Annotated in this window: 34 protein-coding genes and 2 tRNA genes; 19 read left to right on the forward strand and 17 right to left on the reverse strand. The window is 61.4% G+C overall.

Annotation, left to right across the window (positions count from 1 at the left end; translation table 11 throughout):
• The first annotated feature begins 48 nt into the window (after positions 1–48).
• Genes wecB through DXY02_RS04805 form a run of 4 tightly spaced genes read left to right on the forward strand, consistent with a single transcriptional unit; the run spans position 49 to position 3,232 of the window.
• The gene (wecB, locus tag DXY02_RS04790) at positions 49–1,161 is read left to right on the forward strand and encodes a non-hydrolyzing UDP-N-acetylglucosamine 2-epimerase (RefSeq protein WP_114988267.1); all 1,113 of its coding nucleotides are present in this window, start codon (positions 49–51) and stop codon (positions 1,159–1,161) included.
• Complete coding sequence (locus DXY02_RS04795) at positions 1,130–1,732, forward strand: DUF1643 domain-containing protein (RefSeq protein ID WP_114988268.1); 603 nt, start codon at positions 1,130–1,132, stop codon at positions 1,730–1,732. The genes wecB and DXY02_RS04795 overlap by 32 nt, the downstream gene beginning before the upstream one ends.
• Positions 1,732–1,977, forward strand: a complete 246-nt coding sequence (locus DXY02_RS04800; protein WP_114988269.1) for a hypothetical protein — start codon at positions 1,732–1,734, stop codon at positions 1,975–1,977. The genes DXY02_RS04795 and DXY02_RS04800 overlap by 1 nt, the downstream gene beginning before the upstream one ends.
• A complete protein-coding gene (locus DXY02_RS04805) occupies positions 1,967–3,232 on the forward strand; it encodes a sodium:proton antiporter (protein WP_114988270.1) in 1,266 nt (421 codons plus the stop codon). Before DXY02_RS04800 ends, DXY02_RS04805 begins: the two co-directional genes overlap by 11 nt.
• Here the strand turns inward: DXY02_RS04805 and gltX are convergent.
• The 6 genes from gltX to DXY02_RS04835 all read right to left on the reverse strand — a co-directional run bounded on the left by gltX (position 3,176) and on the right by DXY02_RS04835 (position 6,066).
• A complete protein-coding gene (gene gltX / locus DXY02_RS04810) occupies positions 3,176–4,609 on the reverse strand; it encodes a glutamate--tRNA ligase (RefSeq protein ID WP_114988271.1) in 1,434 nt (477 codons plus the stop codon). The genes DXY02_RS04805 and gltX overlap by 57 nt on opposite strands.
• Before the next feature lie 21 nt (positions 4,610–4,630).
• Positions 4,631–4,704, reverse strand: a tRNA-Asp gene (locus DXY02_RS04815).
• Positions 4,705–4,920: 216 nt separating this feature from the next.
• Positions 4,921–5,109, reverse strand: a complete 189-nt coding sequence (locus tag DXY02_RS04820; protein ID WP_006043540.1) for a hyperconserved protein Hcp — start codon at positions 5,107–5,109, stop codon at positions 4,921–4,923.
• Between the two features lie 37 nt (positions 5,110–5,146).
• Positions 5,147–5,219, reverse strand: a tRNA-Trp gene (locus DXY02_RS04825).
• A gap of 60 nt (positions 5,220–5,279) precedes the next feature.
• Positions 5,280–5,753 (reverse strand): 50S ribosomal protein L19, encoded by a 474-nt coding sequence (gene rplS, locus DXY02_RS04830; RefSeq protein ID WP_114988301.1) that lies wholly within the window; start codon positions 5,751–5,753, stop codon positions 5,280–5,282.
• Between the two features lie 25 nt (positions 5,754–5,778).
• Positions 5,779–6,066 (reverse strand): PepSY domain-containing protein, encoded by a 288-nt coding sequence (locus DXY02_RS04835; RefSeq protein ID WP_114988272.1) that lies wholly within the window; start codon positions 6,064–6,066, stop codon positions 5,779–5,781.
• Between the two features lie 53 nt (positions 6,067–6,119).
• Here DXY02_RS04835 and map point away from each other — a divergent pair, with 53 nt between their 5' ends.
• Entirely contained in the window at positions 6,120–6,965 is an 846-nt protein-coding gene (gene map / locus DXY02_RS04840) for a type I methionyl aminopeptidase (protein ID WP_006851506.1), read from the forward strand.
• Here map and DXY02_RS04845 read toward each other — a convergent pair.
• Entirely contained in the window at positions 6,946–7,683 is a 738-nt protein-coding gene (locus DXY02_RS04845) for an SDR family oxidoreductase (protein WP_114988273.1), read from the reverse strand. The two genes, map and DXY02_RS04845, sit on opposite strands and share 20 nt — an antisense overlap.
• 141 nt (positions 7,684–7,824) lie before the next feature.
• Here DXY02_RS04845 and ebsA point away from each other — a divergent pair, with 141 nt between their 5' ends.
• The 3 genes from ebsA to DXY02_RS04860 are packed head-to-tail and all read left to right on the forward strand — an operon-like array spanning position 7,825 to position 9,765.
• Positions 7,825–8,088 carry a type IV pilus biogenesis protein EbsA gene (ebsA, locus tag DXY02_RS04850; RefSeq protein ID WP_244276151.1) on the forward strand — a complete coding sequence of 88 codons (264 nt, stop codon included), beginning with the start codon at positions 7,825–7,827 and terminating at the stop codon, positions 8,086–8,088.
• Positions 8,089–8,114: 26 nt separating this feature from the next.
• Positions 8,115–9,212: a phosphotransacetylase family protein gene (locus DXY02_RS04855; protein ID WP_114988302.1), complete on the forward strand. Its 1,098-nt coding sequence runs from the start codon at positions 8,115–8,117 to the stop codon at positions 9,210–9,212.
• 16 nt (positions 9,213–9,228) lie between these two features.
• Positions 9,229–9,765 (forward strand): DNA recombination-mediator protein A, encoded by a 537-nt coding sequence (locus DXY02_RS04860; RefSeq protein WP_114988274.1) that lies wholly within the window; start codon positions 9,229–9,231, stop codon positions 9,763–9,765.
• Here DXY02_RS04860 and DXY02_RS04865 read toward each other — a convergent pair whose 3' ends face one another.
• On the reverse strand, positions 9,766–10,182 hold the full coding sequence (locus DXY02_RS04865) for an MAPEG family protein (RefSeq protein WP_170951476.1): 417 nt from the start codon (positions 10,180–10,182) through the stop codon (positions 9,766–9,768).
• A 99-nt stretch (positions 10,183–10,281) separates the two neighbouring features.
• Here DXY02_RS04865 and DXY02_RS04870 point away from each other — a divergent pair, with 99 nt between their 5' ends.
• A complete protein-coding gene (locus DXY02_RS04870) occupies positions 10,282–10,779 on the forward strand; it encodes a YajQ family cyclic di-GMP-binding protein (protein ID WP_114988276.1) in 498 nt (165 codons plus the stop codon).
• 105 nt (positions 10,780–10,884) lie between these two features.
• Here the strand turns inward: DXY02_RS04870 and DXY02_RS04875 are convergent, their stop codons facing one another.
• On the reverse strand, positions 10,885–11,139 hold the full coding sequence (locus tag DXY02_RS04875; RefSeq protein ID WP_114988277.1) for a hypothetical protein: 255 nt from the start codon (positions 11,137–11,139) through the stop codon (positions 10,885–10,887).
• Between the two features lie 35 nt (positions 11,140–11,174).
• Between DXY02_RS04875 and DXY02_RS04880 the strand changes: the two genes are divergently transcribed.
• Positions 11,175–11,567 carry a phosphoribosyltransferase gene (locus DXY02_RS04880; protein WP_114988278.1) on the forward strand — a complete coding sequence of 131 codons (393 nt, stop codon included), beginning with the start codon at positions 11,175–11,177 and terminating at the stop codon, positions 11,565–11,567.
• Positions 11,567–12,037, forward strand: a complete 471-nt coding sequence (locus DXY02_RS04885; protein WP_114988279.1) for a nucleoside 2-deoxyribosyltransferase — start codon at positions 11,567–11,569, stop codon at positions 12,035–12,037. Before DXY02_RS04880 ends, DXY02_RS04885 begins: the two co-directional genes overlap by 1 nt.
• Before the next feature lie 72 nt (positions 12,038–12,109).
• Here DXY02_RS04885 and DXY02_RS04890 read toward each other — a convergent pair whose 3' ends face one another.
• From DXY02_RS04890 to hemL, 3 genes are read right to left on the reverse strand one after another with little or no spacing between them, the layout of a single operon-like run.
• Positions 12,110–12,529 carry a cytidine deaminase gene (locus tag DXY02_RS04890; protein ID WP_244276152.1) on the reverse strand — a complete coding sequence of 140 codons (420 nt, stop codon included), beginning with the start codon at positions 12,527–12,529 and terminating at the stop codon, positions 12,110–12,112.
• Positions 12,504–12,968 (reverse strand): hypothetical protein, encoded by a 465-nt coding sequence (locus DXY02_RS04895; RefSeq protein ID WP_244276153.1) that lies wholly within the window; start codon positions 12,966–12,968, stop codon positions 12,504–12,506. The genes DXY02_RS04890 and DXY02_RS04895 overlap by 26 nt, the downstream gene beginning before the upstream one ends.
• 7 nt (positions 12,969–12,975) lie before the next feature.
• Positions 12,976–14,277 (reverse strand): glutamate-1-semialdehyde 2,1-aminomutase, encoded by a 1,302-nt coding sequence (hemL, locus tag DXY02_RS04900; protein WP_071823045.1) that lies wholly within the window; start codon positions 14,275–14,277, stop codon positions 12,976–12,978.
• A 136-nt stretch (positions 14,278–14,413) separates the two neighbouring features.
• Here hemL and DXY02_RS04905 point away from each other — a divergent pair, with 136 nt between their 5' ends.
• Positions 14,414–15,865 carry an FAD-linked oxidase C-terminal domain-containing protein gene (locus tag DXY02_RS04905; RefSeq protein ID WP_114988281.1) on the forward strand — a complete coding sequence of 484 codons (1,452 nt, stop codon included), beginning with the start codon at positions 14,414–14,416 and terminating at the stop codon, positions 15,863–15,865.
• 6 nt (positions 15,866–15,871) lie between these two features.
• Here the strand turns inward: DXY02_RS04905 and xth are convergent, their stop codons facing one another.
• On the reverse strand, positions 15,872–16,735 hold the full coding sequence (gene xth, locus DXY02_RS04910) for an exodeoxyribonuclease III (RefSeq protein WP_114988282.1): 864 nt from the start codon (positions 16,733–16,735) through the stop codon (positions 15,872–15,874).
• Between the two features lie 22 nt (positions 16,736–16,757).
• On the opposite strand from xth, the gene DXY02_RS04915 reads away from it, so the two are divergent.
• Entirely contained in the window at positions 16,758–17,042 is a 285-nt protein-coding gene (locus DXY02_RS04915; RefSeq protein WP_170951478.1) for a hypothetical protein, read from the forward strand.
• Here DXY02_RS04915 and DXY02_RS04920 read toward each other — a convergent pair.
• Positions 17,008–17,820, reverse strand: a complete 813-nt coding sequence (locus DXY02_RS04920; protein WP_244276154.1) for a hypothetical protein — start codon at positions 17,818–17,820, stop codon at positions 17,008–17,010. The genes DXY02_RS04915 and DXY02_RS04920 overlap by 35 nt on opposite strands.
• Before the next feature lie 93 nt (positions 17,821–17,913).
• On the opposite strand from DXY02_RS04920, the gene DXY02_RS04925 reads away from it, so the two are divergent.
• The 5 genes from DXY02_RS04925 to DXY02_RS04945 are packed head-to-tail and all read left to right on the forward strand — an operon-like array spanning position 17,914 to position 22,305.
• Complete coding sequence (locus DXY02_RS04925) at positions 17,914–18,534, forward strand: hypothetical protein (protein ID WP_114988283.1); 621 nt, start codon at positions 17,914–17,916, stop codon at positions 18,532–18,534.
• The gene (locus DXY02_RS04930) at positions 18,534–19,181 is read left to right on the forward strand and encodes a hypothetical protein (RefSeq protein ID WP_114988284.1); all 648 of its coding nucleotides are present in this window, start codon (positions 18,534–18,536) and stop codon (positions 19,179–19,181) included. The genes DXY02_RS04925 and DXY02_RS04930 overlap by 1 nt, the downstream gene beginning before the upstream one ends.
• Positions 19,178–20,386, forward strand: coding sequence for a nickel pincer cofactor biosynthesis protein LarC (gene larC / locus DXY02_RS04935; RefSeq protein ID WP_114988285.1), 1,209 nt, complete (start codon positions 19,178–19,180; stop codon positions 20,384–20,386). The genes DXY02_RS04930 and larC overlap by 4 nt, the downstream gene beginning before the upstream one ends.
• Positions 20,386–21,300 carry a lysylphosphatidylglycerol synthase domain-containing protein gene (locus DXY02_RS04940; protein WP_114988286.1) on the forward strand — a complete coding sequence of 305 codons (915 nt, stop codon included), beginning with the start codon at positions 20,386–20,388 and terminating at the stop codon, positions 21,298–21,300. The genes larC and DXY02_RS04940 overlap by 1 nt, the downstream gene beginning before the upstream one ends.
• 12 nt (positions 21,301–21,312) lie before the next feature.
• The gene (locus tag DXY02_RS04945; protein ID WP_371639940.1) at positions 21,313–22,305 is read left to right on the forward strand and encodes a metallophosphoesterase; all 993 of its coding nucleotides are present in this window, start codon (positions 21,313–21,315) and stop codon (positions 22,303–22,305) included.
• Here DXY02_RS04945 and DXY02_RS04950 read toward each other — a convergent pair.
• Entirely contained in the window at positions 22,282–23,976 is a 1,695-nt protein-coding gene (locus DXY02_RS04950; protein ID WP_244276156.1) for an iron ABC transporter permease, read from the reverse strand. The genes DXY02_RS04945 and DXY02_RS04950 overlap by 24 nt on opposite strands.
• Positions 23,977–24,040: 64 nt before the next feature.
• Between DXY02_RS04950 and DXY02_RS04955 the strand changes: the two genes are divergently transcribed.
• Complete coding sequence (locus DXY02_RS04955) at positions 24,041–25,111, forward strand: ABC transporter ATP-binding protein (protein WP_114988308.1); 1,071 nt, start codon at positions 24,041–24,043, stop codon at positions 25,109–25,111.
• A gap of 47 nt (positions 25,112–25,158) precedes the next feature.
• Here the strand turns inward: DXY02_RS04955 and DXY02_RS04960 are convergent, their stop codons facing one another.
• On the reverse strand, positions 25,159–25,341 hold the full coding sequence (locus DXY02_RS04960) for a hypothetical protein (RefSeq protein WP_114988287.1): 183 nt from the start codon (positions 25,339–25,341) through the stop codon (positions 25,159–25,161).
• 17 nt (positions 25,342–25,358) lie between these two features.
• A partial coding sequence (locus DXY02_RS04965; protein WP_137024405.1) for a GTP-binding protein occupies positions 25,359–25,464 on the reverse strand: 106 nt, incomplete at its 5' end.

Below are 25,464 nucleotides of genomic sequence, written 5' to 3' on the forward strand. Positions count from 1 at the left end.
TTCTCTCCGGGTTAACGCCCGTAAACTCCAGCGGTCCGTCTGGATGGAATGGCTGAACAGCCCCGCGTCACGATCGTTCTGGGAACGCGTCCGGAGGCGATCAAGCTGGCTCCGGTCATCCGGACGTTTCAAGCCTGTGATGCATTGCAGACCCGTGTCGTCCTGACCGGTCAGCACCGCGAAATGGTGGGCCAGGTGATGGATCTGTTCCATCTCCAGGCGGATCAGGATCTCAATCTGATGGCACCCCGTCAGAGCCTGACCCATGTCACCTGTGCTGCGCTGCAGGGGCTGCGGGAAGACTTTCAGGCCTACCCCCCGCAGTTGGTTCTGGTGCAGGGCGACACCACCACGGCGTTTGCCGCTGGTTTGGCTGCGTTTTACGAGCAGATCCCGGTTGGTCATGTGGAGGCCGGCCTGCGCACCGACAATCTTCTGGATCCCTTCCCGGAAGAAGCCAACCGACGGCTCCTTTCTCAGATCGCAACCCTTCATTTCGCGCCGACGCTCAAGGCTGAATCAAACCTGAAAGCATCCGGGGTGGTCGGGGAGATCGCCGTGACCGGCAACACAGTGATCGATGCCTTGTTGTTGATGGCGGAATCGGCGCCGGATGTTCAGTTTGATGGCCTCAACTGGGATCAACAGAGGGTGATCCTCGCCACGGTGCATCGCCGTGAAAACTGGGGTGAGCGGCTGCACGACATCGCTGCAGGAATGCTGCAGGTGCTTGAGCGCTACCCCGACACGGCGCTTCTTCTGCCGATGCACCGCAACCCTACGGTGCGTGAACCGTTGCAGGCCCTGCTTGGAAGCCATCCCCGAGTGGTTCTGACCGAACCACTGGACTACGACCGTCTCGTTGCAGCGATGAAAGGTTGCTGCCTGTTGCTCACCGATTCCGGTGGTCTCCAGGAGGAGGCCCCTGCGCTCGGCAAACCCGTGCTGGTTCTAAGGCGAACCACAGAGCGGCCGGAGGCCGTTGATGCGGGCACCGCCCGGCTGGTGGGCACCGATTCCGATGTGATCCTGGAGGAGACCTCGCGGCTGCTTGGGGATGCCACGGCCTATCAAGAGATGTCCCGCGCCGTTAACCCCTTCGGCGATGGACACGCCAGCGAACGCATCCTTGAACGCTGTCGGCGACAGCTCGGGGTCTGAAGCGTCCCTCAGCAGCGATGGTTGTTACCGCTGGTGGCTGCGGCGCTGCCTGGGTGCCGGCGAAGGGTGCCTCCTTTTCGTGGGACTGAATCCCTCGAGAGCTGATGGCCAGCGTGATGATCCGACCCTGCGCCGTTTGATCGGCTTCGCCAGGCAATGGGGATATCGGGAGTTGCTGGTGCTGAATCTGTTCGCCCGGATGTCGCCGTCTCCGGCGGCGCTGCTGCGGGTGAAGGACCCCATCGGTGAGCAGAACGACGCGATCTTGAACCGCTGGTTCAACCACTGGTCCCGAACATCGGGGGTTGATCTCTGGTGTGGATGGGGGGCGAATGGGGCGCGATGGGACCGGGCTCAGCTGGTTCTTGGAACCATTCAGCGTTTGCTGCCGCACCGCCGACGCTCCGTTCCCGACTCGCCGCATCCTCTGATGCTCGGGCAGACGGCCTCGGGGCAACCGCGCCATCCGCTTTATGCCCCGCGTAACACTTGTCTTCGCCCTCTTCTCTGGTCAGACCCGGAACCGATCCGTCATCCTGTGGGGACCGTGATGGATGTCTTTCCGCGCTGATGTCCCGTACGCCCCGTCGCTACGCCGTCCATCTCCACCTCGTGGGAGGGCAAACCGAACGGGTGTTTTTTCCGAAACTCGAGACCTTCCAGGAGTGGTACCAAGGGGTGGTCAATGCCGAGAACCAGGGCGGTTTCGTCAACGTTCCCCTCAGTGATTTGGAGGGCGAGTATCTGGTCGTACGCCCCCAAGCGGTGATCGGCGTGCGCATGGAACCTCAGTTCTCCTCTGTCGATGACGCCTGAGCGTCTGGGCCTCCTCTGGGGCGTCACGGTTTCCTCGGGTGCTGCAGCCCGTTTTCTGGCGGCCAAGTCGGAATTTCCTGGGGTGGTGTTGCTGCTTCTGTCGGGGCTGCTGATCGGTCGCTCTGGTCTGGGTTGGGTGGAACCCCTTGATCTCGGCTCCGGGCTTGGAACCGTGGTGGGTCTTCTCGTCAGCCTGGTGCTGTTCGATGGTGGACTGAATCTGCGTCTGCCTGGAGACACGATCAAGGCCACGGTGCAGCGCATCGCAGCCCTGCGTCTGTTGATCTCCCTGGGAGGCGGTCTGTTGGCGGCCCATTGGCTTGCGGGCCTCAGCTGGTCGCTGGCGGCTGTGTTCAGTGCCATTGTGCTGGCAACGGGGCCAACGGTGGTCACACCCCTGGTGCGTCAAATTCGGCTCGCTCCTCCTCTGGGCGAAGTGCTGGAGGCTGAGGGCCTGGTGCTTGAGCCCATCGGTGCCGTTTTAGCCCTGCTGCTGTTGGAGCTTGTTCTTGGCAACCTGCATGGTTGGCGGGAGGTGATGCTCGGCCTGCTGTATCGATTGGGCGGTGGTGTGCTGATTGGCGCGAGCGTCGGCTGGTTGCTCTCAGAACTGCTGCGACGGCTCAAACCCGATCAGTTGAAGGGGCTCCCGCTTCAGCTCAGTCTGGGTTTGCTGTTTCTGATGTATGGCGTCAGTGAATGGCTGCTGCCGGAATCCGCCCTGCCTGCATCGGTGGCGGCGGGCATCGTTGTGGGTCGACGTCCAGGCCCCCACACCGCTGAATTGGATGGTTTGATTCAGGAACTGGCGCAGTTGGCGATCACAATGCTGTTTCCGCTGCTGGCTGCTGACGTCTCCTGGGCTGAACTCAGTCCGCTGGGTTGGGGCGGCATCCTCTGCGTGCTGTCGTTGATGCTCGTGGTGCGTCCGATCGGCGTGGGTTTGGCCACCATCGGGTTGCCCTACAAGCTTGAACAACGGCTGTTTCTGGGCTGGCTCGCTCCGCGAGGCATCGTCACCGCAGCGGTGGCCTCTCTCTTCGCGATTCGCTTGGAGCAGGCCGGCATCCTGGGGGCAGGACGCCTTCAGGGGTTGGTGTTCCTCACCATCCTGATGACCGTTGGTCTCCAGGGCCTCACTGCCCAGCCGTTGGCTCAGGCTCTTGGCCTGGTTAAAGCCGAGGATGATGAGCCTGCCTCAGCCGAGGCAGCGGCGCAAACGCGGCAGGTCCTCACCGATTCGGGCCAGCAATGACCAGGTGGTGATCAGATCGGGGCCTTGAAGACGCCCCAGCAGAGCGGCGCGCATTGACTTCATCACAACCCCTTTCTTCACACCGGCTGCTTTGGCGGCATCCCCCAGCCAAGCCTTGGCTTGATCAACGTCGCTGCCGTCCCAAGGGTTGTTCTCGAGCCGCTGAAGCAGGTCCGCAATGGCAGCTTTGGCTCCGTCGATCGCGAGTTGCTCGAGGGCATCGTCCTGGAGTTCCGGACGATCAAAGAACGGTTCCGCCTGATCGACGCCATCTTTGAGCAGGGTGAGGGATGGCCCCAGCAAGGCGCAGAGGTCCAGGCACCAGCTCTTGTCGCTGGGAGCGGTCCAATCCCGTTCGGTCCAAAGCGGCGTCAGTTCTTCCAGAAGATGGTCTGCCGTCCAGCCGTGCAGAACCTGGGCATTCAGCCAGTTGAGCTTGTCCCAGTCGAAACGCGCCCCGGCTTTGTTGACGCGGTCAAAACCAAAAACGGCTGCGGCTTCACGCAAGCTGAACCGTTCCTCCATGCCCTCCGGTACGGACCATCCCAACAAGGTCATGTAGTTGGCGATGGCGTCAGGGGTGTAACCCATGGCGCGGAAGTCGTTGATGGAGGTCACCCCATCCCGTTTTGAGAGCTTGCGTCCCTCGGCATTGAGGATGAGAGGAGCGTGGGCAAAGGTCGGTAAGGGCAGGCCCAGCGCTTCGTAGAGGAGCAGTTGCTTGGCGGTGTTGGCAATGTGATCTTCACCGCGGATCACATGGGTGATGTCCATCGCGGCGTCATCCACCACCACAACAAGGTTGTAGAGGGGGTCGCCGATTTGATCCGCCGGGGCGCGACGGGCAATCACCATGTCTCCGCCAAGGTCTGAGCCTCGCCAGCTCATGGCGCCACGCACCAGATCATTCCAGCGAATTTCGGCAGCGTCATCGATGCGAAAGCGAATCACCGCTTCACGGCCTTCTGCCTGAAACGCCCGCTCCTGCTCGGGGGTCAGAGACCTGTGGCGGTTGTCGTAGCGCGGGGCTTGATTGGCCGCTTTCTGCGCATCGCGCATGGCCGTGAGTTCCGTTTCGCTTGCGTAACAGCGGTAGGCCAATCCCCGATCGAGCAGGGTCTGTATGGCATCACGGTGCTGACCCACCCGTTCGCTCTGGATGACGGGTTCCTCGTCCCAATCGATCCCGAGCCACTGCAAGCCTTCGAGAATGTTCTGGGTGTACTCGGGCTTGGACCGCTCCTTGTCGGTGTCTTCAATGCGCAGCACGAACGCGCCTTGCTCGTGCTTGGCGTAAAGCCAATTGAAAACAGCGGTTCGCGCCGTTCCAATATGGAGCGTGCCCGTCGGGCTGGGGGCCAATCGAACGCGCACCATCGTGGCTCTTGGTGGTGAGAACGGGACCGACGGGATTCGAACCCGCAACTTCCGCCGTGACAGGGCGGTGCTCTAACCGGTTGAACTACGGTCCCAGATCTGATTCAGAACTCGCGAGACGCGCTCCGAAGAATCTGATCTGTGTCGCTTGCGCGACCTGATCAGTATCAACTGTCGCCCTGCCCTCCGTCAACAACCGAGCCATGGATCAGCCTGGTTTTGTCATCCGGGCGCCGCCACAAAAAAATCCCGACGAAAGAGTCGCCGGGACATGAGGAAAAACATCGGCTCAACGCCGAACGTCTAACGATTCAGGGACGGAATCCTGCAGGTTCGATGAGCCGAACCTGATTGCCGCGGGCTGTGAATTCACGCCCTTGATCACTCTGAACGACCACACGGCCGCCGGACTTGACGCGTATCACTCGGGCACGGACCCAGCCGAGGGCGGCTGACTCCAACACCTTCACAACATCACCAGGTTGAAGATCCAACTCCATGCTCAGAACCGGGAAACTGCACGAGGGGAACATCGGACGCGCCGTGGAGGACTCGAACCCCCGACATCAGGTTTTGGAGACCTGCGTTCTACCAACTGAACTAACGGCGCAAGGCGATGTACCCCTCAGCCAACGTTGAAGTTGGCAACTGATTGAACGAGGTCGAAACCTCAGCGATCGAAGCGCTGCTTCACGCGGGTGGCCTTGCCCACCCGTTCCCGCAGATAGAAAAGCTTCGCCCTGCGCACTTTACCGCGCCGTTCCACCTTGATGGAAGCCACCTGGGGGCTGTGCAGCATGAACACCCGCTCAACACCTATGCCCTGGAAAATCCGGCGCACGGTGATGGTCTGGTTAAGGCCACCATGGCGCTTGGAAATCACCACGCCTTCGTAGGGCTGAACACGCTCCTTGTTGCCCTCGCTGATGCGAACACCAACGCGCACGGTGTCGCCTACGTAGATCTCAGGGAGATCATCCTTCTGCTGAGACGACTCAAAGGAGCGAATCAGGGCCTCAGGGCTCAGTTTCTTGGCAGGGGCACCAGAAGCATTGCTGGCCTTCGCCGCTGCCTCAGGTGCTGTTTCCACAGCCGTTTCGGTGTTGTCGTCGGTCACCGCTGTGTCCTTCGAATCGGCTGCCATCCCAGCTCCGCGTTGAATCGCCAAACTATGAGTGTACCTTTCGACGCCATCGCTCAATCAGGAGCCCTATGCCTGTGATCAGCATCCACAGCAGGCCGATGGCGTTGAGAAGAACGACGACCGGTTCCAGGGTGGAACCAAGCCATTCCCCCTCGTGCACGACCATTAACCAGTGAACCTGGTCTCGGCTGGCTCCGAACCAGTCCCGGGCCAGGCGGTAACTGACACCGGAGAACACCGTCACCAACAAGGGCGCCAGAACGAAGGGTGCAACGCTTCGATGCAGTTCCCGCAAGCGCGCAAGCAGCGACATGACCGGCATCAATTCGGTTGCTGTTGATAGCGTGACGGATATTGGGCTGAGCCATGAATCTCTTTGCTGATCTTCTGGCATCCACCCAGGCAGCGCAGGGGCAAGTGACGGCGACGGGCCCGCGCATTCAGAAGCGTCGCGGCGTTGAGATCAAATCAGCCCGTGAAGTGAAGATCATGCGCCAGGCCAGCCACATCGTCGCCACCGTGCTGCGGGAGGTGATGGGAATGGTGGAGCCAGGTCAGACGACGGGAGATATTGATGCCTATGCGGAAAAACGCATTCGAGAGATGGGGGCGACCCCAAGTTTCAAGGGCTATCACGGTTTTCCGGCGAGCATCTGCGCCAGCATCAACAACGAAGTGGTGCATGGCATCCCCAGTCCGAAGCGTGTGATCCGCCAGGGCGATCTGCTGAAGGTGGATACCGGCGCCTATTTCGAGGGCTACCACGGCGACAGCTGCATCACGATCTGCGTGGGAGATGCACCCCAGGAAGCACAGACCTTGAGCCGTGTTGCCAAGGAAGCCTTGATGGCTGGTCTGAGCCAGGTCAAAGCAGGTAACACCTTGCTGGATATCGCTGGAGCCGTTGAAGACCACGTCAAGGCCAACGGGTTCAGTGTTGTGGAGGATTACACCGGCCACGGTGTCGGCCGGAACCTGCACGAAGAACCTTCCGTGTTCAATTTCCGTACCGACGAGCTCCCCAACGTCACTCTGCGTCCTGGCATGACCCTGGCGATTGAGCCCATCCTCAATGCCGGCAGCAAGGCCTGCCGCACCTTGCGGGATCAGTGGACTGTCGTGACCCGCGACGGCTCTCTCTCGGCGCAGTGGGAGCACACCGTTCTGGTGACCAGTGATGGATGCGAGATCCTTACCGATCGGGGCGACTGAGGATCTGGCTGTAGATCCGCCGTCCAAGCTCGGTCAGAGGCATCAAAACATACGTCAGTGGGTTTGGTGTCACGATCACCAGGCGAAATCCCCAGCTCGCCTGGCGAAGCACTTGGCTTGCGACGAAATCGGCGCTCATCACCCCAATCGGATTGAGCGATGAGCGAAAGGGGCCGAGCACCAGCTTGCGAAGGATCAGGGCTTCTCGTCCGGTGGCATCAAGCACCGCACCGCGGATGCTCACAAGTTGCCCCAGCATTCGCTTGGTGAGCTCATAAACGGGACTGACGGCAGGCTGAATTTCAGCCTCTGAGGTGTTGATCCACACCTCCCTCGGATCAGCCTGCGGCGATGCTCTGCTGATGGCCTCAAATCGCTGCATCAGCCTCCAGCTGCTCAAGGTGTTGATCTCCAGCGCCTGATTGATCACTTCAGGACTTTGGCCGCCTTGAGGATTGATCCCGTGGTTCAGCACCAGAACATCGAGCTCCTCCAGATCGGCGTCCAAGCTGGCTTCGTCTCCGCAGCTCCAGCTCACCCAACGGTGTGGGCCGTCCGCTTGCTCTGGAGGTATGGATCCGTGGGTGAAACCGACGACGTGGGCGCCTGCGGAACGGAGGCAACGGGCCAGAGCTGCGCCGAGGGCTCCACGAGCGCCTGTGATGCCGATCCGTTTGCCGAGAAAGGGGGACTGGGCCATGGGGCCAGCTTGGGGCATCCTTGAAACGAGCGGAGCACGAATCAAGCACCAGCTTTGTCAGATGCCGCCCAACTGGTTCTGTTCGCTCCCTACTGCGGTGGCGTCAGTCGCGAGCAGGATCTATCCGCAGCCCTGTAGATCCTGGGGCGGGGCGCACTGATGGGGCGGCGTCCGGTGGTCGGAAGCGATGGACACCCCTACGAACTCCGCTGGAATGGGGTCGCTGCACCGATGGAGAGGCTGGACTGTCAGCTTCGTTTTCCCGATCATCCCGAGGGAGATTTTGATTTCGCCGTCACCACCCATCAGCTGGTGGTCTGGTTGATGGATTATTCCCATCTGCAGCCATCGGAGCCCGATTTGCCCAATGGGTTCTGGCAGTGGTTGTTGATCGAGCGCGGAGATGCTCCTGAACAGGCCTAGATTCAGTGGTGTCAGCCATCACCTCCATGGGAACGACACTGTTGATCGGATCGTGTGAGCCGTTCAGTGGGAAGTCGGCCCTTGTTCTTGGGATTGCTCAGCAGCTCGCCCGTGCCGGACAGCAGATCAGGTTTGGAAAGCCCCTGGCCACAAGCCTGGACTGGGATCCGAATCAGGGGCCGTTGCCTCAACCACTCATCGACGACGACGTTCGATTTGTTGGAGAAACGCTGAATCTGCCGCCTGAGCGTTTGATTCCTTCGATGCATCTTCTGTCGCCGACAACAGCTGCCCAGCGGCTTGGCCAAGGCGAGTTGGACGCTGGCCAAGGTTTTGCGGAGCTGCGCCAGTGCATTCAGTCTGACGATGGACTCACACTCTTGGAATGTGCGGGAAGCCTCCAGGAGGGTTTGCTGTACGGCCTCAGCCTTCCGCAGCTAGCCACAGGTCTCGATGCCAAGGTCGTTCTGGTGCACCTCTGGCAGGACAGCCGCAGTGTGGATGCGCTGCTCGCGGCCAAGCAGACCCTGGGTGACCGTCTGGTTGGAGTGGTGCTGAACGCCGTCACTCCAGAAGAGGTCGACAGCTTGGAGCGACAGGTGGTTCCTGCCTTGCAGGGCCTGGGCTTGCAGGTGTTTGGCGTTATGCCCCGTTCTCCTTTGCTGCGCAGCGTCACCGTCGGCGAGTTGGTGCGGCGCCTCAATGCCCGGGTGATCTGTTGCCAGGAACGGCAGGAACTGCTGGTGGAAACCCTGAGCATCGGCGCGATGAATGTGAATTCCGCCATGGAGTTCTTCCGCAAACGACGCAACATGGCTGTTGTGACGGGAGCTGATCGCACCGACATCCAGCTGGCCGCCCTTGAGGCGTCAACCCAATGTTTGATTCTCACTGGGGCTGGGGAACCTCTCCCTCAATTGATCAATCGCGCCGAAGAATTGGATGTGCCCTTGCTCAAGGTGGAGCACGACACCCTGGCCACGGTGGGGGTGATTGAGCAGGCCTTCGGCCATGTGCGCCTGCATGAAGCCGTGAAGGCCACCTATGCCTTCCGTCTTGTGGAGGAGCATTGCAAGCTTGATCAGCTCTTCAATGCATTGAATCTGACGGTTCAGCACGCTTGATGGTTGCTAACTTCCGATGAAAACAGGCGGCAAGTTTTCCTTGGGTCAGTCACTGGATCTGCCGGCTCTTGATCGGGTTGACACGCTTGCGCAGGAACTCGCTCTGCTGCAGGACAAAAGCCAACGAAGGATCGCCATTCTCGGTAGCCGCCATGTGCCCGTTGTGGCGGTTCACCTGATCGAATTGGTGGCTCGCTCATTGGTGCAGGAAGGCCATTCTCTGATCACATCCGGATCTCAGGGGGTGAATGCAGCAGTGATTCGCGGGTGTCTTGAGGTGGATCCCTCCAAGCTCACTGTGCTTTTGCCCCAGAGCCTCGATCGGCAGGTTCCTGAAATCCGAGATCTTCTGGATCGGGTGTTGCACCTTGTGGACAAGCCCGAGCAGGACGACCTGCCCTTGCCGATGGCCAGCAGTTTGTGCAATCAAGAGATCATCAACCGCTGTGATCAGTTGATCTGTCTCGCATTTCACGACAGTGAAACCCTGCTGGCGAGTGCACGAACTGCTGAGGACATGGGGAAGGTAGTGAGCCTTCTGTATTTCGACTGATCAGCCGGCGGCGCTGATCACGGCCCGCAGTCCCTCCACATAGCAGATGCCAACGGCAGTCACCCCCGTAGCCCAGCAGAGTCCCCTCATGGGTGGGACGTTGCCGACATAGGCAAACAGATAAACAAATCGGATGGCTGGCCAGATCCACGCCGCTGCGATGGCCGTGGGGCTGCTGACTCCGCTAATCAGACACAACAGCATGGCCGGTGCCCCCAGGGTCAGTGCTTCCCAGCTGTTCTCCTGTGCCCACACGGCGCGCTGCCCGAAGGCGGGCAGCCGTTCAAACATCGCCCGAGGCGCCTGAAGATCCGCCATGGTGAAGTCGGCTTTGGCCCGTCCGGCACCGGTGAGCACGATGCTCACCATCACGACGGCTCCCATCAGGCAAAGGGCCCAGGCAAACGCAGGAGTCATGACATCCAATCAATCCCCGGGACCCTAACGGGCTCAGGTGGGCCACACCCTGCTGGAGATCGATGGGTTTCTAAACTGGAGGATCGACAGGTTTGCGACATGGCCAGCACTTATTCCTTCGATGTGGTCTCTGACTTTGATCGTCAGGAGCTGGTGAACACTCTTGATCAGGTTCGTCGTGATGTTGGCAACCGTTATGACCTCAAGGATTCCGGCACCGAGATCGATCTTGAGGAAACGGAGCTGGTGATCACCACGGCCAGTGATATGACGCTTCAGGCGGTGGAGGATGTGCTGCGAACCAAAGCGACCAAACGCAACCTCTCCCTCAAGATTTTCGATTTTCAAACACCTGAAACCGTCGGAGGCAACCGGGTGAAGCAGGTGGTGAAGCTGCGTAAGGGCCTCAGTCAGGAGATTGCGAAGAAGTTGAGCAAGATGGTGCGCGATGAGCTCAAAAAGGTGACGGTGGCGATCCAGGGTGAAAGTGTGCGGATCACCGGTAAGAGCAAAGATGACCTGCAAGCCGCGATTCAGCTCGTCAAGACTAAGGAGGATGATCTTGATGTTCCTCTGCAGTTTGAGAACTATCGCTGATTAAAAGAAAGACTGGTCGGTGATCAACAACGAGTTTTGACATCCTTCGGCATGATTTTCAGTCTCGTCGCAATGGTTGGTACGTTTTTTGCTGAGAGCTGATGTTTAAGTGCTCAGGTCCCGGGTCCTGCGGGCATCGATGATCTTTGCCAGTTCCAGCACATAGCCGGCGGTGCACCAGCGCCCATGGCTGCGGGATCGGTTTTCAGGGTCCGAACGGATTTCAGCGGTCTCGGCCATCACGAGATCCAGCTCTCCCTGCGGCAGGTCATAGAGCTCCTGCAACTCCAGTTCGCGGTTGAGCAGATGGCTGCGAAACCATTTGCGGTTTTGTTCTTGGGGCGGGATGTCTCGGCTCAAGGGGCTTCACAGCGTGGATGTGTCATTCTCCGGCTATGCAGGTACTGAGCTGGGCTCAATTCGATCTGGCGGTGCAGCAGTTGGCTTCACGCTTTGCTGATTCTGCGGTGACCGGCGTTTATGGGGTCCCCCGGGGAGGGCTGTGCCTTGCCGTAGCGCTCAGCCATGCAATCGATCGCCCTCTCCTCTCAGCACCCGAGCAAGCAGCGCTGATTGTGGATGATGTCTATGAAACCGGACGCACCTTGCAGGCCTTGAAAGCTGAGGTGCCGCAGGCGTCCTTTGCGGTTTGGGTCAGCAAGGGTCGTCCTGATTGGTGGACGGCAGCCGTGGTTGCCGAGTCGTCGGAATGGCTGGTGTTTCCTTGGGAAAACCTTGAGCAGGCCCGTGCCGATGAGCAGGCGTACCGCGCCTCCCGGGGCCTGTGATGAACAACAGCGCGCGCACGATTTATCTGGCGTCCCCTTATGGCTTCTCGGAGCAATGGAAGAGGCTGTTGTTGCCGGAGTTCATCGGGGAATTGGAAGCCCTGGGATTGGAGGTCTGGGAGCCCTTTGCTCGCAATGGTCAGGTGAATCTGGCGGAACCGGGATGGGCCTATCGCGTCGCGCAGCGGGATCTGCAGGATGTGCGTGATGCCGATGCGCTGTTCGCCATCGTGAATGGAACGCCTCCCGATGAGGGGGTCATGGTGGAACTTGGTGCCGCAATTGCCCTGGGTAAACCCACCTTCCTTTTTCGGGATGATTTCCGCAGGTGCACCGATTCCGAGCAGTATCCGCTCAACCTGATGGTGTTTGCTGGTCTCCCTGAGTGGGAGTGGCAGAAGTACGTCTACAGCGATGTGTCTGACATCAATAATCCCGACAAAGCTTTGGCCTGTTGGGCGCGATCCTGATGTTCGGGTGAATCGTGGTCTGTTGATGCTGTTCGCTCTTGGAAGAGCGCTTCAGGGCTGTGATGGTGTTGATCAGTTGATGTTTGATTGCCTCAGCTCAAAGGGAGCAGGAAGGAGTTGTTCGAGATGCCTTGTGCCCACACCATCGATGCTCACCTTGGCCTTGCTTGGCAGCAGTTCCTTCATCACCTGACGGCAGGCGCCGCATGGCATCCGGGATCCAGTGGCTGCATCTCTCTGGGCATCGATGCAGCTCACGGCCAGTTCAATCGGTTGTTTGCCTTGGCTGATCGCCGTGAAAAGGGCGACCCGCTCTGCGCAGATGCTCAGGCCATAACTGGCATTTTCCACATTGCAGCCGTCGATCACACTGCCGTCATCACACCGCACTGCGGCCCCCACGTGGAAGTTCGAGTAGGGGCAATGGGCACGGCTGGCGGCCCGGCGCGCTCGCGCCAGTAGAAACTCAGCGTTGTTCTCGGCAGGAGCCATGGGCCGTTTCAAAAAGGCTGCTCAGGGTTTTCGTCCCAGCTGATTGGGTCAGTCGGGATTGCTGGCTGAGTTCGAATCCCTTTTGATCATCAATGACCAGATCTCTGCTCACAGCGACACGACTCTCCTTGGCAGGACCGCTGGAGGCGCCGGAGTAATTGAATGTGAGCGCTCCTAAAGGGGCTTCGTAGGACCAGTGATATGTCATGCGAGAGCCCGCGATCTGTTCAACACCGGAACTGCTGAAGCGCTCCACCAGGGGGGTGAGTCTGCTGTCGATCACCGTCCGAGGTTCAATCGCAGGTTTCTCACCCCGCTCAACCCGAAACTGCTGCTGCTTGAGCTGTCGGATGTCTGCAATCGGATGGCCAGACCACCGGGACTCCGCGGTCTGAATGGTGCAGACCAGTGGAGGTGGAGGTGGTGCTGAGGCCAGCACGGACTGATCAGGCCACAGCCGCGAAGCTTTCGCGGAAGGCGTTAATCGTCGCTTCGATGTCGGCGTCGGAGTGAGCCAGGGACGTGAAACCGGCTTCGAACGCTGACGGTGCGAGGTAGATGCCCCGCTCGAGCATGGCGCGATGCAGTTTGCCGAAGCGTTCCGAATCCGTGCTCTTGGCTTCTTCGAAGTTGCGCACGGGGCCTTCGCAGAGGAAGAAGCCGAACATGGCGCTGACGCTGGCCGCTGTGATCGGCATGCCAGCGGATTGGGCGGCGTCCTTGATGCCCGCCACGAGCTTCTGGGTTGTGGCCGTCAGCTTCTCGTAGGTGCCGGGCTGCTTGAGCAGTTCCAGGGTCTTGATGCCGGCGGTCATCGCCAGGGGGTTTCCACTGAGGGTTCCGGCCTGATACATAGGCCCAGCAGGGGCCACCATTCCCATGATGTCGGCGCGGCCGCCGTAGGCGCCCACAGGAAGGCCGCCACCGATCACCTTGCCCATGGTCGTGAGATCTGGGGTGACGCCGAAATGTGCCTGGGCACCACCGTAACTGATCCGGAAGCCGGTCATCACCTCGTCAAACACCAGCAGAGCGCCGTGCTCTTTGGTGAGTTCCCGCAAACCTTCGAGGAAGCCGGGTTCCGGTTGAATGAAGCCGGCGTTGCCGACGATCGGCTCGAGGATCACGCCCGCGATGGCGTCGGGGTTTTCGGCGAACAGGGCTTTAACGGCTTCGAGGTCGTTGTAAGGCGCCGTGAGGGTGTTGGCCGTGGTGCTGCGCGGGACACCGGGGGAGTCGGGCAGGCCGAGTGTGGCCACACCGGAACCGGCTTTCACCAGGAACATGTCCGCGTGGCCGTGGTAGCAGCCCTCGAACTTGATCACCTTGTCGCGGCCGGTGTAGGCACGGATCAGGCGCAACACAGCCATGCAGGCCTCGGTGCCGCTGTTGACGAAGCGCACCATCTCAACGCTGGGGACAGCGTCGATCACCATTTCGGCCAGGGTGTTCTCCAGGGCACAAGGTGCTCCGAAGCTGGTGCCCTTCTCGATCGCTTCCTGCAGTGCTGCGATCACCTCGGGGTGGGCGTGGCCGCAGATGGCCGGTCCCCAGCTGCCGATGTAGTCGATGTACTTATTGCCATCCACGTCCCAGGCATAGGGACCCTTCACCCGATCGAACACGATCGGCTGACCGCCAACCGACTTGAACGCCCGCACAGGGGAGCTGACACCTCCGGGCATCAGGGCCTGTGCTGCGCCGAAGATGGCCTGGGAGTGGCTGGTGTTCAACGCGGGAGCTGTCACTGGAACCGACGCCAAAGGGCTGATGCAAACCGTGCAACATCCTGACTCAGGAACGACCGGTTCCGTTTGCTGTGTTTCTTAATTGCCCACTTCCAACGCATTTTGATGCGTAGTCTTTGATCAGATCGAGATCGATGTGGCCCACGACTGGTCAGTGCTGGAGAGGGATCTGCGGCGATGTCTGCCCCCTCGGGCCATCGTGGCGAAGCGTCAGGAACTGCTTAGTTACGACTGTGACGGACTGACGCTTGAGCGCCACTGTCCGCCTCTGGCGGTGCTGCCGGAGACCACCGAACAGGTCGCTGCGGTGTTGCAGTGCTGCCATCAACACGGTGTGCCGTTTGTGGCTCGCGGAAGCGGCACCGGCCTCTCGGGGGGAGCGTTGGTGGATCAGCATGCGCTTCTGGTGGTGACCAGTCGCATGCGTCGGGTGCTCGACCTTGATCTGGCCAATCAGCGCGTCACGGTGCAGCCCGGGGTCATCAACAGCTGGGTAACGCGCGCTGTTGCAGGAGACGGGTTCTATTACGCCCCGGATCCCTCCAGCCAGGTGGTTTGCAGCATCGGCGGCAATGTGGCGGAAAATTCGGGCGGGGTGCACTGCCTCAAATACGGCGTGACCAGCAATCACGTTTTGGGGCTTGAGGTGGTCCTGCCCGACGGAACCATCACGCAGTTGGGCAACGGGCTGGCCGAATCCTCCGAACTGGACCTACGTGGTGCGTTCATCGGCAGCGAAGGAACGCTGGGCATCGCGACGGCCATCACCCTTCGCCTGCTCCGGGCTCCGGAGTGCGTGAACGTGCTGTTGGCGGATTTCGCCACGATGGAAGCGGCAGGGGAAGCGGTGCGATCGGTCACCGCGAGCGGCCTTCTGCCGGCGGGGATGGAAATCATGGACAACGTCACCATCAACGCCGTCAATGATTTCTTCGGCTACGACGAGTACCCCCGTGATGCAGCGGCCGTTCTGCTGATTGAGCTTGATGGGCAGGAGGCTGAGGTTCAGGCCTCTTCTGAGCGGGCCGAGGTGCTTTGTCGCGCGGCAGGAGCCCGTGGGCTGCGTCGGGCCCAAGACCCCACGGAATGCGCGGTGCTCTGGAAAGGCCGCAAATCTGCGTTTTCAGCGGTGGGAAAAATCACGCCGACCTATTACGTGCAAGACGGTGTCGTTCCCCGCAGCAGCCTTCCGTCGGTGCTTGCGGCGATTGAACGGCTCAGCCAGGAGCACGGCCTACCGGTGGCCAATGTTTTCCATGCCGGCGATGGCAACCTTCATCCACTGATCCTGTATTCACTGGACCAGCCCAATGTGGAGCGGAGTGTGAAGGAGCTCGGTGCCGCCATCCTGCGGGTGTGTCTTGATGCCGGTGGCAGCATCAGTGGAGAGCACGGCGTCGGCGCCGACAAGCGCTGCTATCTCGACTGGATGTTCAGCTCGGACGACCTGGAAACGATGGGGCTGTTGCGGTCTGCCTTTGATCCAGACAACCGTGCGAATCCCGGCAAGGTGCTGCCCACGCCGCGCACCTGCGGTGAATCGGCCAAACGGATGGTGACGCTCCCCGCCGGCGTCGAGGTCTACTGAACAGGTTCAGAAGAACGCTTCATCCCCGTCGTCGTCGGTTGGAGGCCAGTCCAGGTCAACGCTGACAGGGGCGTGGTCGCTGGGTTGTTGGTTGCCGCGCATGCCTTTGTGGATGACGCAGCTGCGGGCGAGTCCCAGCAGCTCGTCACATAGATAGATGTGGTCGATGCGCCAACCGCGGTCCCGATCCCAGGCACCGCTCCGGTAATCCCACCAGCTCCAGTGACCGGAATCCGGTTCGAACACGCGGAACACGTCCTGAAGCCGTTCACCGAGGGCGTCACGAAGGGCCTGGCGTTCGGCATCGCTCGCCATGATTCCGCCGGTCTGGCGGTCGGGGTCAGGAAGATCGCGTGCTTCGAGGCCGATGTTGAAGTCGCCGACCATGCAGAGCGGCTCGCCGCGTTGCTCCTGAGCATCGAGATAACGATTCAGGCAGCCGAGCCAGGCCAATTTGTAGGGGTATTTCTCCGACTTCAGGCTTGATCCATTCGGGACATAAAGGTTGAGCACGCGAACGCCATTCAGCAATGCGCTGATCACGCGCTTCTGCGCACCGAGCTCGTTCGCTTCCGCATCATCCGGGAGCTCCCCGACAAAGCCGCAACGCACATCCTCCAAGGGCTCGCGGCTGATCAGGGCGACGCCGTTGTAGGCCTTCTGGCCATGGATGTGCACGTGCCAACCAGCAGATTTGAAGGCTTCCAGCGGGAACAGGGGGTCATCCACCTTGGTCTCCTGGAGACAGAGCAGATCCGGTTGCTCGCTCTCCAGCCAGCTGAGCACCTGATCCAATCGTGTGCGGACCGAGTTCACGTTCCAGGTGGCGATCTGCACGGCTGATTCAGTGGCGTCAAAGACCCTTAGCATCAGCCAACTACGGATTCCGCTGATGTCTCGCCGTCTTGCGGCTGTCGCTCAGGTTGTGTTGTCTTCCCTGGTGGTGACAACGATTCCGATGGGTGCAGGGGCCCAGGTTGAAGCTCCCTTTCAGAACCGCGAGGAACGCGAGATCTACGGCGACACCAATGGCAGCGGCTCAATTCTTGATGCCGCCAACCCCATGGATATGTTGAACCAGATCCGACGGGCGACGGCCATGGACGACGCCACGCCACCATCCGACGCCATTGATGCGGCCCTTAAGGCCTATCAGAACCCTCCAGCGACGCCGTAGCGCTGGAGGGTTCTGATCCTGTGCTGCGGGCTGCGCTCAATCCCAGCTGTGCTGCCACAACATCGATCAAGGGATGGAGCCTCCCATTGGCATCCTGCCGTTCTCGGGCCTGCTTGAGCAGGGTTTGAACCGCCTCTGAATTGCCTTGCTCTTGCCGCAATAGGGCCAAGGCCAGCAGGGGCCTTGCATCTGTCTTGTTCTCTGTGGCCAGTTGGCCGTACAACCCCATCGCGGTCTGGTCGGATCCGCTTTGTCGCAGCAGATCAGCCAAAAGCAAACCGATCTCCAAACGCTGGCCAGGTTCCAGGCCCTTGAACCGGGCCGTGAGCTCTGCTGTCACCTGACGCTGACGTCCCTGCTCTTGGTCCAGGAGCACCAGCAGCTGCAGAACCTGCAGATCATTCGGATGCAGCCGCAGCAGATGTTGGAGGCTGCGTCGGGCGGCCTCGGGCTGGCCATTGCGACGTTGCAGATCGGCTTTGAACAGGGTGAGTTCGCGCGGCGTCGAGCGGCCAGACAGCCACGGTTGCTGCACCACTTCGGCCTCTTGCAGGCGCTCCAGTGTCACCAAGCGTTCCAACAGCAGGCCTCGTTTGGCTTCACTGACTTCCTCCTGGTTCTGGAGCTGTTGCATCAGCAGCTCAACCTGCAGATCTTCAGCCTGGCGAGTGCTGCGCGCTCGCGTTTCCGGGGCCATGGAGGCCGCGGCGACCCAACCGACCAGTGCAGCCCCCACCATGGACGCCAGCAGCAACAGAATCCGGCGCGGGCTGGGCATCCGATCTCGAATCATCCACTTCAGTCTGAGGAGATTGCAGTGGGCTGGCTACAGTCTTTACAAGGGCTTTTGACTCCGCCCGGTTCAGCATCAATGCGCGCCCATCCGATTCCCCCGGTCACAGAGCCGTTGCAGTACCGGGCCATCGGTCTTGTGCGCGGCACTTACGCCCCAACCGACCCCGAGCAACTCACCCGTGGCACCTTGACCGATGCCCAGGGGGTCCCCCTGGAAACTGTCGTGCTCGGTCGTGTGCTCACCCTGATGCGGCGGCATCTGTCCCTGGATCAACCCCACCTTTGGGTCGTGTATCCCAGAAGCCGTGAAAGTGATCATCTGCATCTGCAGATCGCTGGGGTCTGGGAACCCAGCACCCTGGCTCCAGACCAAGCCGATGCATCCGACACCCTGCCGGAAGGGGACGACTTCTTTTCCGTTCGAGGCGAGTTGATCTTCACCAAGCCGGAAACCGGCGAAATGGTGGTGAAGGTGCGGCAGCAGGCTCGTGCCGACGGCCACCGTCCACTTCCCTTCAAGCTCCAGATCAAGGGAGAGCTCCCCCTCGAAAACCTGCGTCACTTCGTCAGCCTTGACCTGCGCCGCCAGGGCCAGGAACTGCACCTCGAAAATCACGACGTGATTGCTCCCATGCCGACGCGTGGCGGCAAATCCAAGGGAGGTCGTGGCCGTGCCACCTCCCGCGCTCGCAGCTGATGGCCGAGGGGGGGCAGGGCTCCACGGGGGCACTTCGGGCCGGCATTGCCGTTGCCGGCATCACTGCCCTCGGCGCTTTTGGTCCTGCCCTGGGTCTGTCTGCTGCCTGGATCGTTGTGGCGGTTGGGGGTGCCCTGGTCACCCTCAGCGTTGATGCCGCCACCTGGGAAGGCATGGGCGGACACATCCTTGCCGAAGCTTTGCCCGGTGGGCAGGAGCGTCTGCGTCGGATTGCGGTGCATGAGGCGGGCCATGTTCTGATCGCGGAAACGGAGCAACTTCCGGTTCAGCAGGTGCTGGTAGGAACCCTGGCCTGTGTGCGTGCAGGACTGCGCAGCAGCGGCGCCACGGAGTTCGCCGTGCCGGACAGCGTCCGCATGCCGCTTGAGGATCTACGCCGTTGGAGCCGGGTGCTTCAGGCCGGCATCGCTGCTGAGACCGTGGTTTTCGGCAAGGCCCGTGGTGGGGCCGATGACCGCGCTTTGCTGGGACGGCTTTGGGGACTGTCGGGCCATGACGTGGCCACCGCCCAGCGGGAGCAGCGCCGCGCCCGGAGGGAGATTGAGCAGCAGTTGCGTCAGCAGCGGGAGGTGCTTGATCAGCAGGCCGTTGTTCTGTTGGAGGCGGCTCCGCGTCTAGGGCGATGAGCGCGCTTTGGATTGATGCACCAACAGGGTTGGCAGGGGACATGCTCCTGGCCGCACTGTTGGATCTGGGTGTGGACCAGGCCGTGGTGGAGTCGCCTCTGGCGGCCCTCGGTTTGACGGGGCGCTATCGCCTCACCCAGCAGGAGGCGCGCAGTGCTGGTCTCCGAGGCATCCGCGTTGATGTGGAGGGTCTTGAGGATCAGCCGCCCCACCGCCATTGGTCGGGGATCCGTGATCAGATCAATGAAGCTGCTCTAGCGCCATCGCTGAAGCAACGGGTGCTCGCCGTGTTCACCCGTCTGGCGGAAGCCGAAGCCACCGTGCATGGAACTCCGGTGGAGGCCGTTCACTTCCATGAGGTTGGAGCCATCGATGCCCTCGTGGATGTGGTGGGTGTCTGTGCGGCGATTGACGACCTCAATCCAGCCAGGATCGTCTGTTCTCCGTTGCCTGCAGGGAGCGGAACGGTGGCAACCGCCCATGGCCTGTTGCCCGTGCCCGTGCCCGCCGTGCTTGAACTGGCACGACGTCACCGCATTCCTCTGCTTCAGGGCGGAGATCTGCCCACAGGAGAGTTGGTGACGCCCACGGGCCTCGCCCTGGTGTCGGTTCTGGCGGAACAGTTTGTCGCTCCTGAACGTTTGGTGGCTGACAAGGTTGGTGTTGGCCTCGGCCACCGCCAACTGGATCGCCCCAACCTGGTGCGCCTTGTGCTGCACACCCCAGCCGTTACTGCGGAGGAAGGTCCCCGTTGGGAGTCGTTGGTGGTGCAGGAAGCCTGGATCGATGACGCCACTCCAGAGGAGATCGCGGTGTTGATGAATCGCTTGCGTGATGCGGGAGCGATTGATGTGGCGGTGCAGCCGTTGCTGATGAAAAAGGGCCGCAGTGGTCAGTTGCTCACGTCGCTGGTGCGGGATGAGGATGCCGACCAGCTCCGCAGCCTCTGGCTCAGTGCTGGCAGCAGCATCGGCCTGCGGGAGCGGCGCCAGGGACGCTGGGTGTTGCCGAGGCGGCAGGGTGTGCTCGAAACCCCCTGGGGTCCCGTCGCTGCCAAACAGGTGCGTCGCCCCGATGGCCGTTGCACCGTCAAAGCCGAGGCAGATGCCCTTGAGGCTCTTCAGGCCAGCACTGGGTGTTCCTTTGATGAGCTGCGGGCTGCTGTTGCAGTAGCGCCGTTCGTCAGCACGGACGATTGGGCCTAATGGGCAAGGTTCTCCGGCAACCCAAGCTCTGGATCACGCTGGCCAGCCTGATCTTCATCGCTGTGGCTTTGGCCCAGCAGGCGGGCCAACTTCGCCAGCTGAGCTTGGTGGCCAACGGTTGGTGGTGGCTCGTGCTGGGGCTGGGCCTCACCTGGCTCAGCATCCTGATCAATGGTTTGGCCTGGCGCGACCTTCTGATCTGGTTGAGACATCCTCCCCAGGGGGTTGCGGTGGTGCCGCTGTTTGTGCGGAGCAACCTGCTCAAGTACCTGCCGGGAGGGATCTGGCATCTGGTGGAGCGGGTCCGCGTGCTGCGTCCGGCGATTGGCGGCGGCCCTGCCCTGGCTGGGGTGATCCTTGATCCACTCCTGATCGTGGCGGCGTCCGTTCTTGTTGTGGTTGCTGGCGGATGGCAGCAGGGCCTTGCCCTGCTGGCTCCGTGGCCCACGCTGTTGATGATGTCCCGCTGGCGCGAGCCCCTTCTGCGTCGACTGGAGCGTTCCAAGGCAGCGCAATTGCAGTCGGTTGGAGGTGGGCCCCTGGAAAGTGAGGGAAGCGGCCGCGGCGGCTATCCCTGGCGGCCCCTCAGCCTTCAACTGCTGTTTGTGTTCTGCCGCTTTACCGGGTTCTGGTGCAGCGTGCAGGCCTTCGGCATTCAAAGTCCGGCACCGTTCACCTGGCTTGCAGCCTTTGGTCTGGCCTACGCCGTTGGGTTGGTGGTGCCTGGTGCCCCCGGGGGGCTCGGGGTGTTTGAGGCCACCCTGCTGCTGCGTTTGGGTGCTGCCGTACCAGAGGCGCAGTTGCTCGCGGTGGTTCTCAGCTACCGACTCCTCTCCACCCTGGCTGATGTTGTTGCCAGCGGGGCCCTGGTTGCCGATCGGATGCTGGGCCAACGTTTGAAACGCCACCCCTGACCACTTGCTGTTGTGTTGCTGAGTCGTCGCCGGATGCTGCAGTTGGTGCTTGGCACCGGTCTTACGGCAGCGGCCCTGCCCTTAAGTGCCGCAAGGGGAGCTGTTCAACGGGTTGGGCTGATCAGCGATCTCAACAGCAGCTATGGCTCCACCCGCTACATCCCTGCCGTGGATCAAGGGCTGGATCAGCTCATTGGCCTGCAGCCGGATCTGGTGGTGTGTGCTGGCGACATGGTCGCGGGTCAGATGCGAGGCCTCACTGGTCAGCAGCTGGATGCCATGTGGCGGGGCTTTGAGACGTCGGTTCTGCAGCGGCTTCAGGCGGCGGACATTCCACTGCTGCCAGCGATCGGGAACCATGACGGTTCACCGGGTTTCCCCGTGGATCGTGCTGCTGTGGGTCGGTTCTGGACCCCGATCCGTGAACGGATGGGATTGGCGTTTGTGGATGCCTCGCAGTTCCCGTTTCGCTACTCGGTGCTGCAGGACGGGATCTTCTGGCTGGTCTGGGATGCCAGCTCAGCCCGTGTTCCTGAGGATCAGCTGATCTGGGCACAACAGCAGTTGGCCAGCACCGAGGCACAAAAAGCTCGTGCTCGGTTTGTGGTGGGTCATCTCCCCCTGGCTGGGGTTGGTCTGGGCAAGGATCGCCCCGGTGAGGTGTTGGAGCGGGGAGGTGCACTTCAGGCCTTGATGGATGCCGCCGGTGTGCAGGCCTACATCAGTGGTCATCACCACACCTGGTTCTCCAGCCGTCGTGGCCAGCTCGATCTGATCCAGCTCGGCGCCTTGGGCAGCGGCCCCCGGCGGCTGTTGCGTGGTGAAGCGCCAGCACAGCAGAGCTTCACCTTGTTGGAGATCGATGGGGGCAGGGGCACCCTCCGGGAGACCACCTACGCCGTGTCCACGGGACGGCCGATCTCCTGGTCCACACTCCCGCTCCGTCTCAACACCCGTGCAGGCTTGCTCCAGCGCAACGCATCAGAGCGTTTGCTGCGGGGGTGACGAGCCCTCTCGTCTGGAGGCGTGATCCAGGGTTGGCACCAAGGCCATCGCGGCTACCAGCCCCAGAACGAGGATCATCAGAGCCGGCAACATCGCTTCGGCCAGCCGTTCATCGCCGGCGTACTGGAACACGCGTACCGAGAGCGTGTCGAAGTCAAAAGGCCGCAGCGCGAAGGTGAGGGGAAGCTCTTTCACCGTGTCCACGAACACCAGCAGCAGTCCGACGGTGATCGGTCCGCGCAAGAGGGGGAGATGCACCCGTTGGAGCACGCGCTGCCACGGTGATCCCATCCCCGTCGCCGCCTCATCGAGGCTCGGGCTGATCCGTTCCAGGGCTGCGTCCAGGCCTCCTTTCGCCACCGCCAGAAATCGATCGCTGTAGCCCCACAGCAGCAGGAGTAAGGGGGCGACCTGCCAGGGGGCGCCCGTGAGCAAAAGGGCAAGAGCCAGTACGGTGCCGGGGATGGCGTAGCCCGTTCCGGCCAGGAAGGTGAGGCTTTTCAGCCATGGGGCGCTGGACCAGCGTTTGGCGATTGCCAGCACCAGTGCTGCCGTTACCGCCAAAACAGCAGCGACCAGAGCAAGCAAAAGACTGCGGCCGCTCAGGCTGATCAGATCGTCGTTCCAGCTGGTTTGGAGCTGATCAAAGTTGCTGGCGGCCCACAGCAGTGGGGTTCCCAGGCTCACGATCGGAGGGATCACGCCGAGCAGTTGCGCCACCCCAGCGCGGAATCCATGCAGGTGCCAAGCGGTTGCATCCCCGCCGGCCACGCCATCGCTCCAGCGCCGACTGCGCCTGCGCAGGCTGCGTTCACACACCACCAACGTCAACACGATCACCAGCGTGATCAAGGCCAAGCTGATGGCGCCTGCGGGATCGCCGTTGGACTGCCAGGTTTCCAGGATGCCCTCGGAGAGACTCGGGATGCCGAGCAGCTGCACGGCACCCAGCTCATTGACCACTTCCATGCCCATGAGAGCGACGCCGGCTCCGATCGCGGGCAGTGCAATGGGCAAGGCCACACGCCGGAAGGCTGACCAGGGACCGACCCCCAGGCTCCGGCATGCCTCCAGCTGACGCTGACCGCTGACGGAGAAACTTTCCGTGCTTAGCAGGAACACATAGGGGTAGGTCGTCAGGGCCATCACAGCGATGCCCCACCCCATGCCGTGAATGGTCCAGCTGTGGCGACTGCCCAAATCAACGAGGATCGCCGAGAGGAGATAGGCCGGCGTGGCCAGGGGAATCAGCTGGGCGATGCGCAGCCATTGCCGACCAGGAAAACGGCAGTTGCACAGCAGCCAACCGTTCGCAGTGCCAAGCAAGGTGCCCAGCGTTGCTGTTCCGAGAAGCAGCTGGATGGTGCCAACGATCTGGCGCATGCCATCGGGGCCAAGATCGCTGAAGCCGCTGTGCAAAGACGTCAGGGCCTCCCTCACCAGGGTCAACACCGGCAAGATCGCAACCAGGCCAGTGATGGAGGCGATCAGGATCAGGGCCAGCCGGGTTGGGCTTGGAACAACACTCCGGTTGGGCAGCAACTTCACTTCAGCGATGGGCCGGACACCGTTGTCGCGACGTGGTGTTGCGACATTGCCATGGAACGAGTCTGGCGATGAACGATGGGGATCTGATTCAGGGCGTGCAAACCGCACACCGGCTTCGATCATTTGTCACACTCATAAGCTCGGTCGGTTCCCAAGCTTCATCTGATCTGTGGAACAGCTGCTCCCGATGGAGCCAACGGTTGCTTTAAACGGGGTCTGGCACAGCTACGGCGATGCCTCTGACGGCTGGACCCTGAAGGGGGTGGATCTTCAGGTGGCGCCAGGGGAGCTGCTGGGCCTGCTGGGCCCCTCCGGCTGTGGCAAGACCACCCTGCTCCGCTTGATTGCCGGCTTCGAACGCCCCCGGCGCGGCACGGTGCAGCTGGATCAGCGCATGGTGGCTGGAGATGGGATCTGGATGGAACCGGAACGTCGGGGTGTTGGCATGGTGTTCCAGGATTACGCCCTCTTCCCTCACCTGAACGCTTGGCAGAACGCCAGTTTCGGTTTGCCCCGGCGGAATCCCAACCGTGAGCGCGTGGCCTGGTTGTTTGCATTGCTGGGGCTGAAGGGGCTCGAGCAGCGCTACCCGCACCAGCTCTCCGGTGGCCAGCGGCAGCGGCTGGCGTTGGCACGCGCTCTGGCCCCAGCGCCCAGGGTGGTTCTGCTTGATGAGCCTTTTTCAAGCCTGGATGTGGAGGTGAGGCTCCGCCTGCGCAGTGAGCTCTCCTCCGTACTGGACGCCTGCGGTGCGAGCGGCATGATCGTCACCCATGACCCCGGAGAAGCTCTGGCGATCTGCGATCGCGTTGCCGTCATGCGGGACGGCGTGCTGCATCAATGTGCATCGCCCCCCGAGATCGTGAGGTCACCGGCGACGCCTTTTGTTGGATCCTTTGTGCTTCAACGCAATTTGATTCCAGTGCAGGCCCATGGCCAAGGCCAGTTGTCTTGTCTCCTGGGAGATCTGGATGCATCGGCCCCATGGGTCCAGGCGGACCGCGAAGCCTCCGGTGACTGTTGTGTGCTCGTTGATCCGCACGACATCACTGTCGTCGCCGATGCCGAAGGAGAGGCCAGCGTCCTGGGCCGTGAATTTCTGGGGGATGCATGGGAGTACCGAATCCGTGTCGCGGATGTGCTGGTGCGGGCCCACTGTCCGATCGAACAGGAGCATCCTCCCCACACCCGTTGTCGCCTCAGCTTCAGGGATGGGGCCAGAGTCACGCTGCTTCCGCTTGGCCAGGCGCTGGCATAAAAAATTCCCCGCCGCAGCGGAGGATTGGGCAAAAAGAATTGATGGTTTCAGCGTTGGTGATGACGCACCGGGATGGGCACAAGCACCGGCTGGCGTAAGCCGCCACCACCGTTGTCATCATCGGAATCAGCCAGAAGCCACAGCAGCAGGCTTGCAAGAACAAAAACCGTTCCAAGCAGCAGTGGTTCGACCATTGAGGTTTCTCCCATGGCACGCACAATAAGCACCATTCCTGGGTTCTGCTGAATCAGCTGAAACCTTTTCCTGCATCCGGTGCCACACAGGCCTTGAGTTGCTTCCGCAGTTTGTTGTGGTCGATGTTGCGGCCGATCAGCACCAATTGATTTTTGCGA

Origin of the sequence: Synechococcus sp. N19, from assembly GCF_900474045.1 — a bacterium.
Taxonomy (GTDB): Bacteria; Cyanobacteriota; Cyanobacteriia; order PCC-6307; family Cyanobiaceae; genus Parasynechococcus.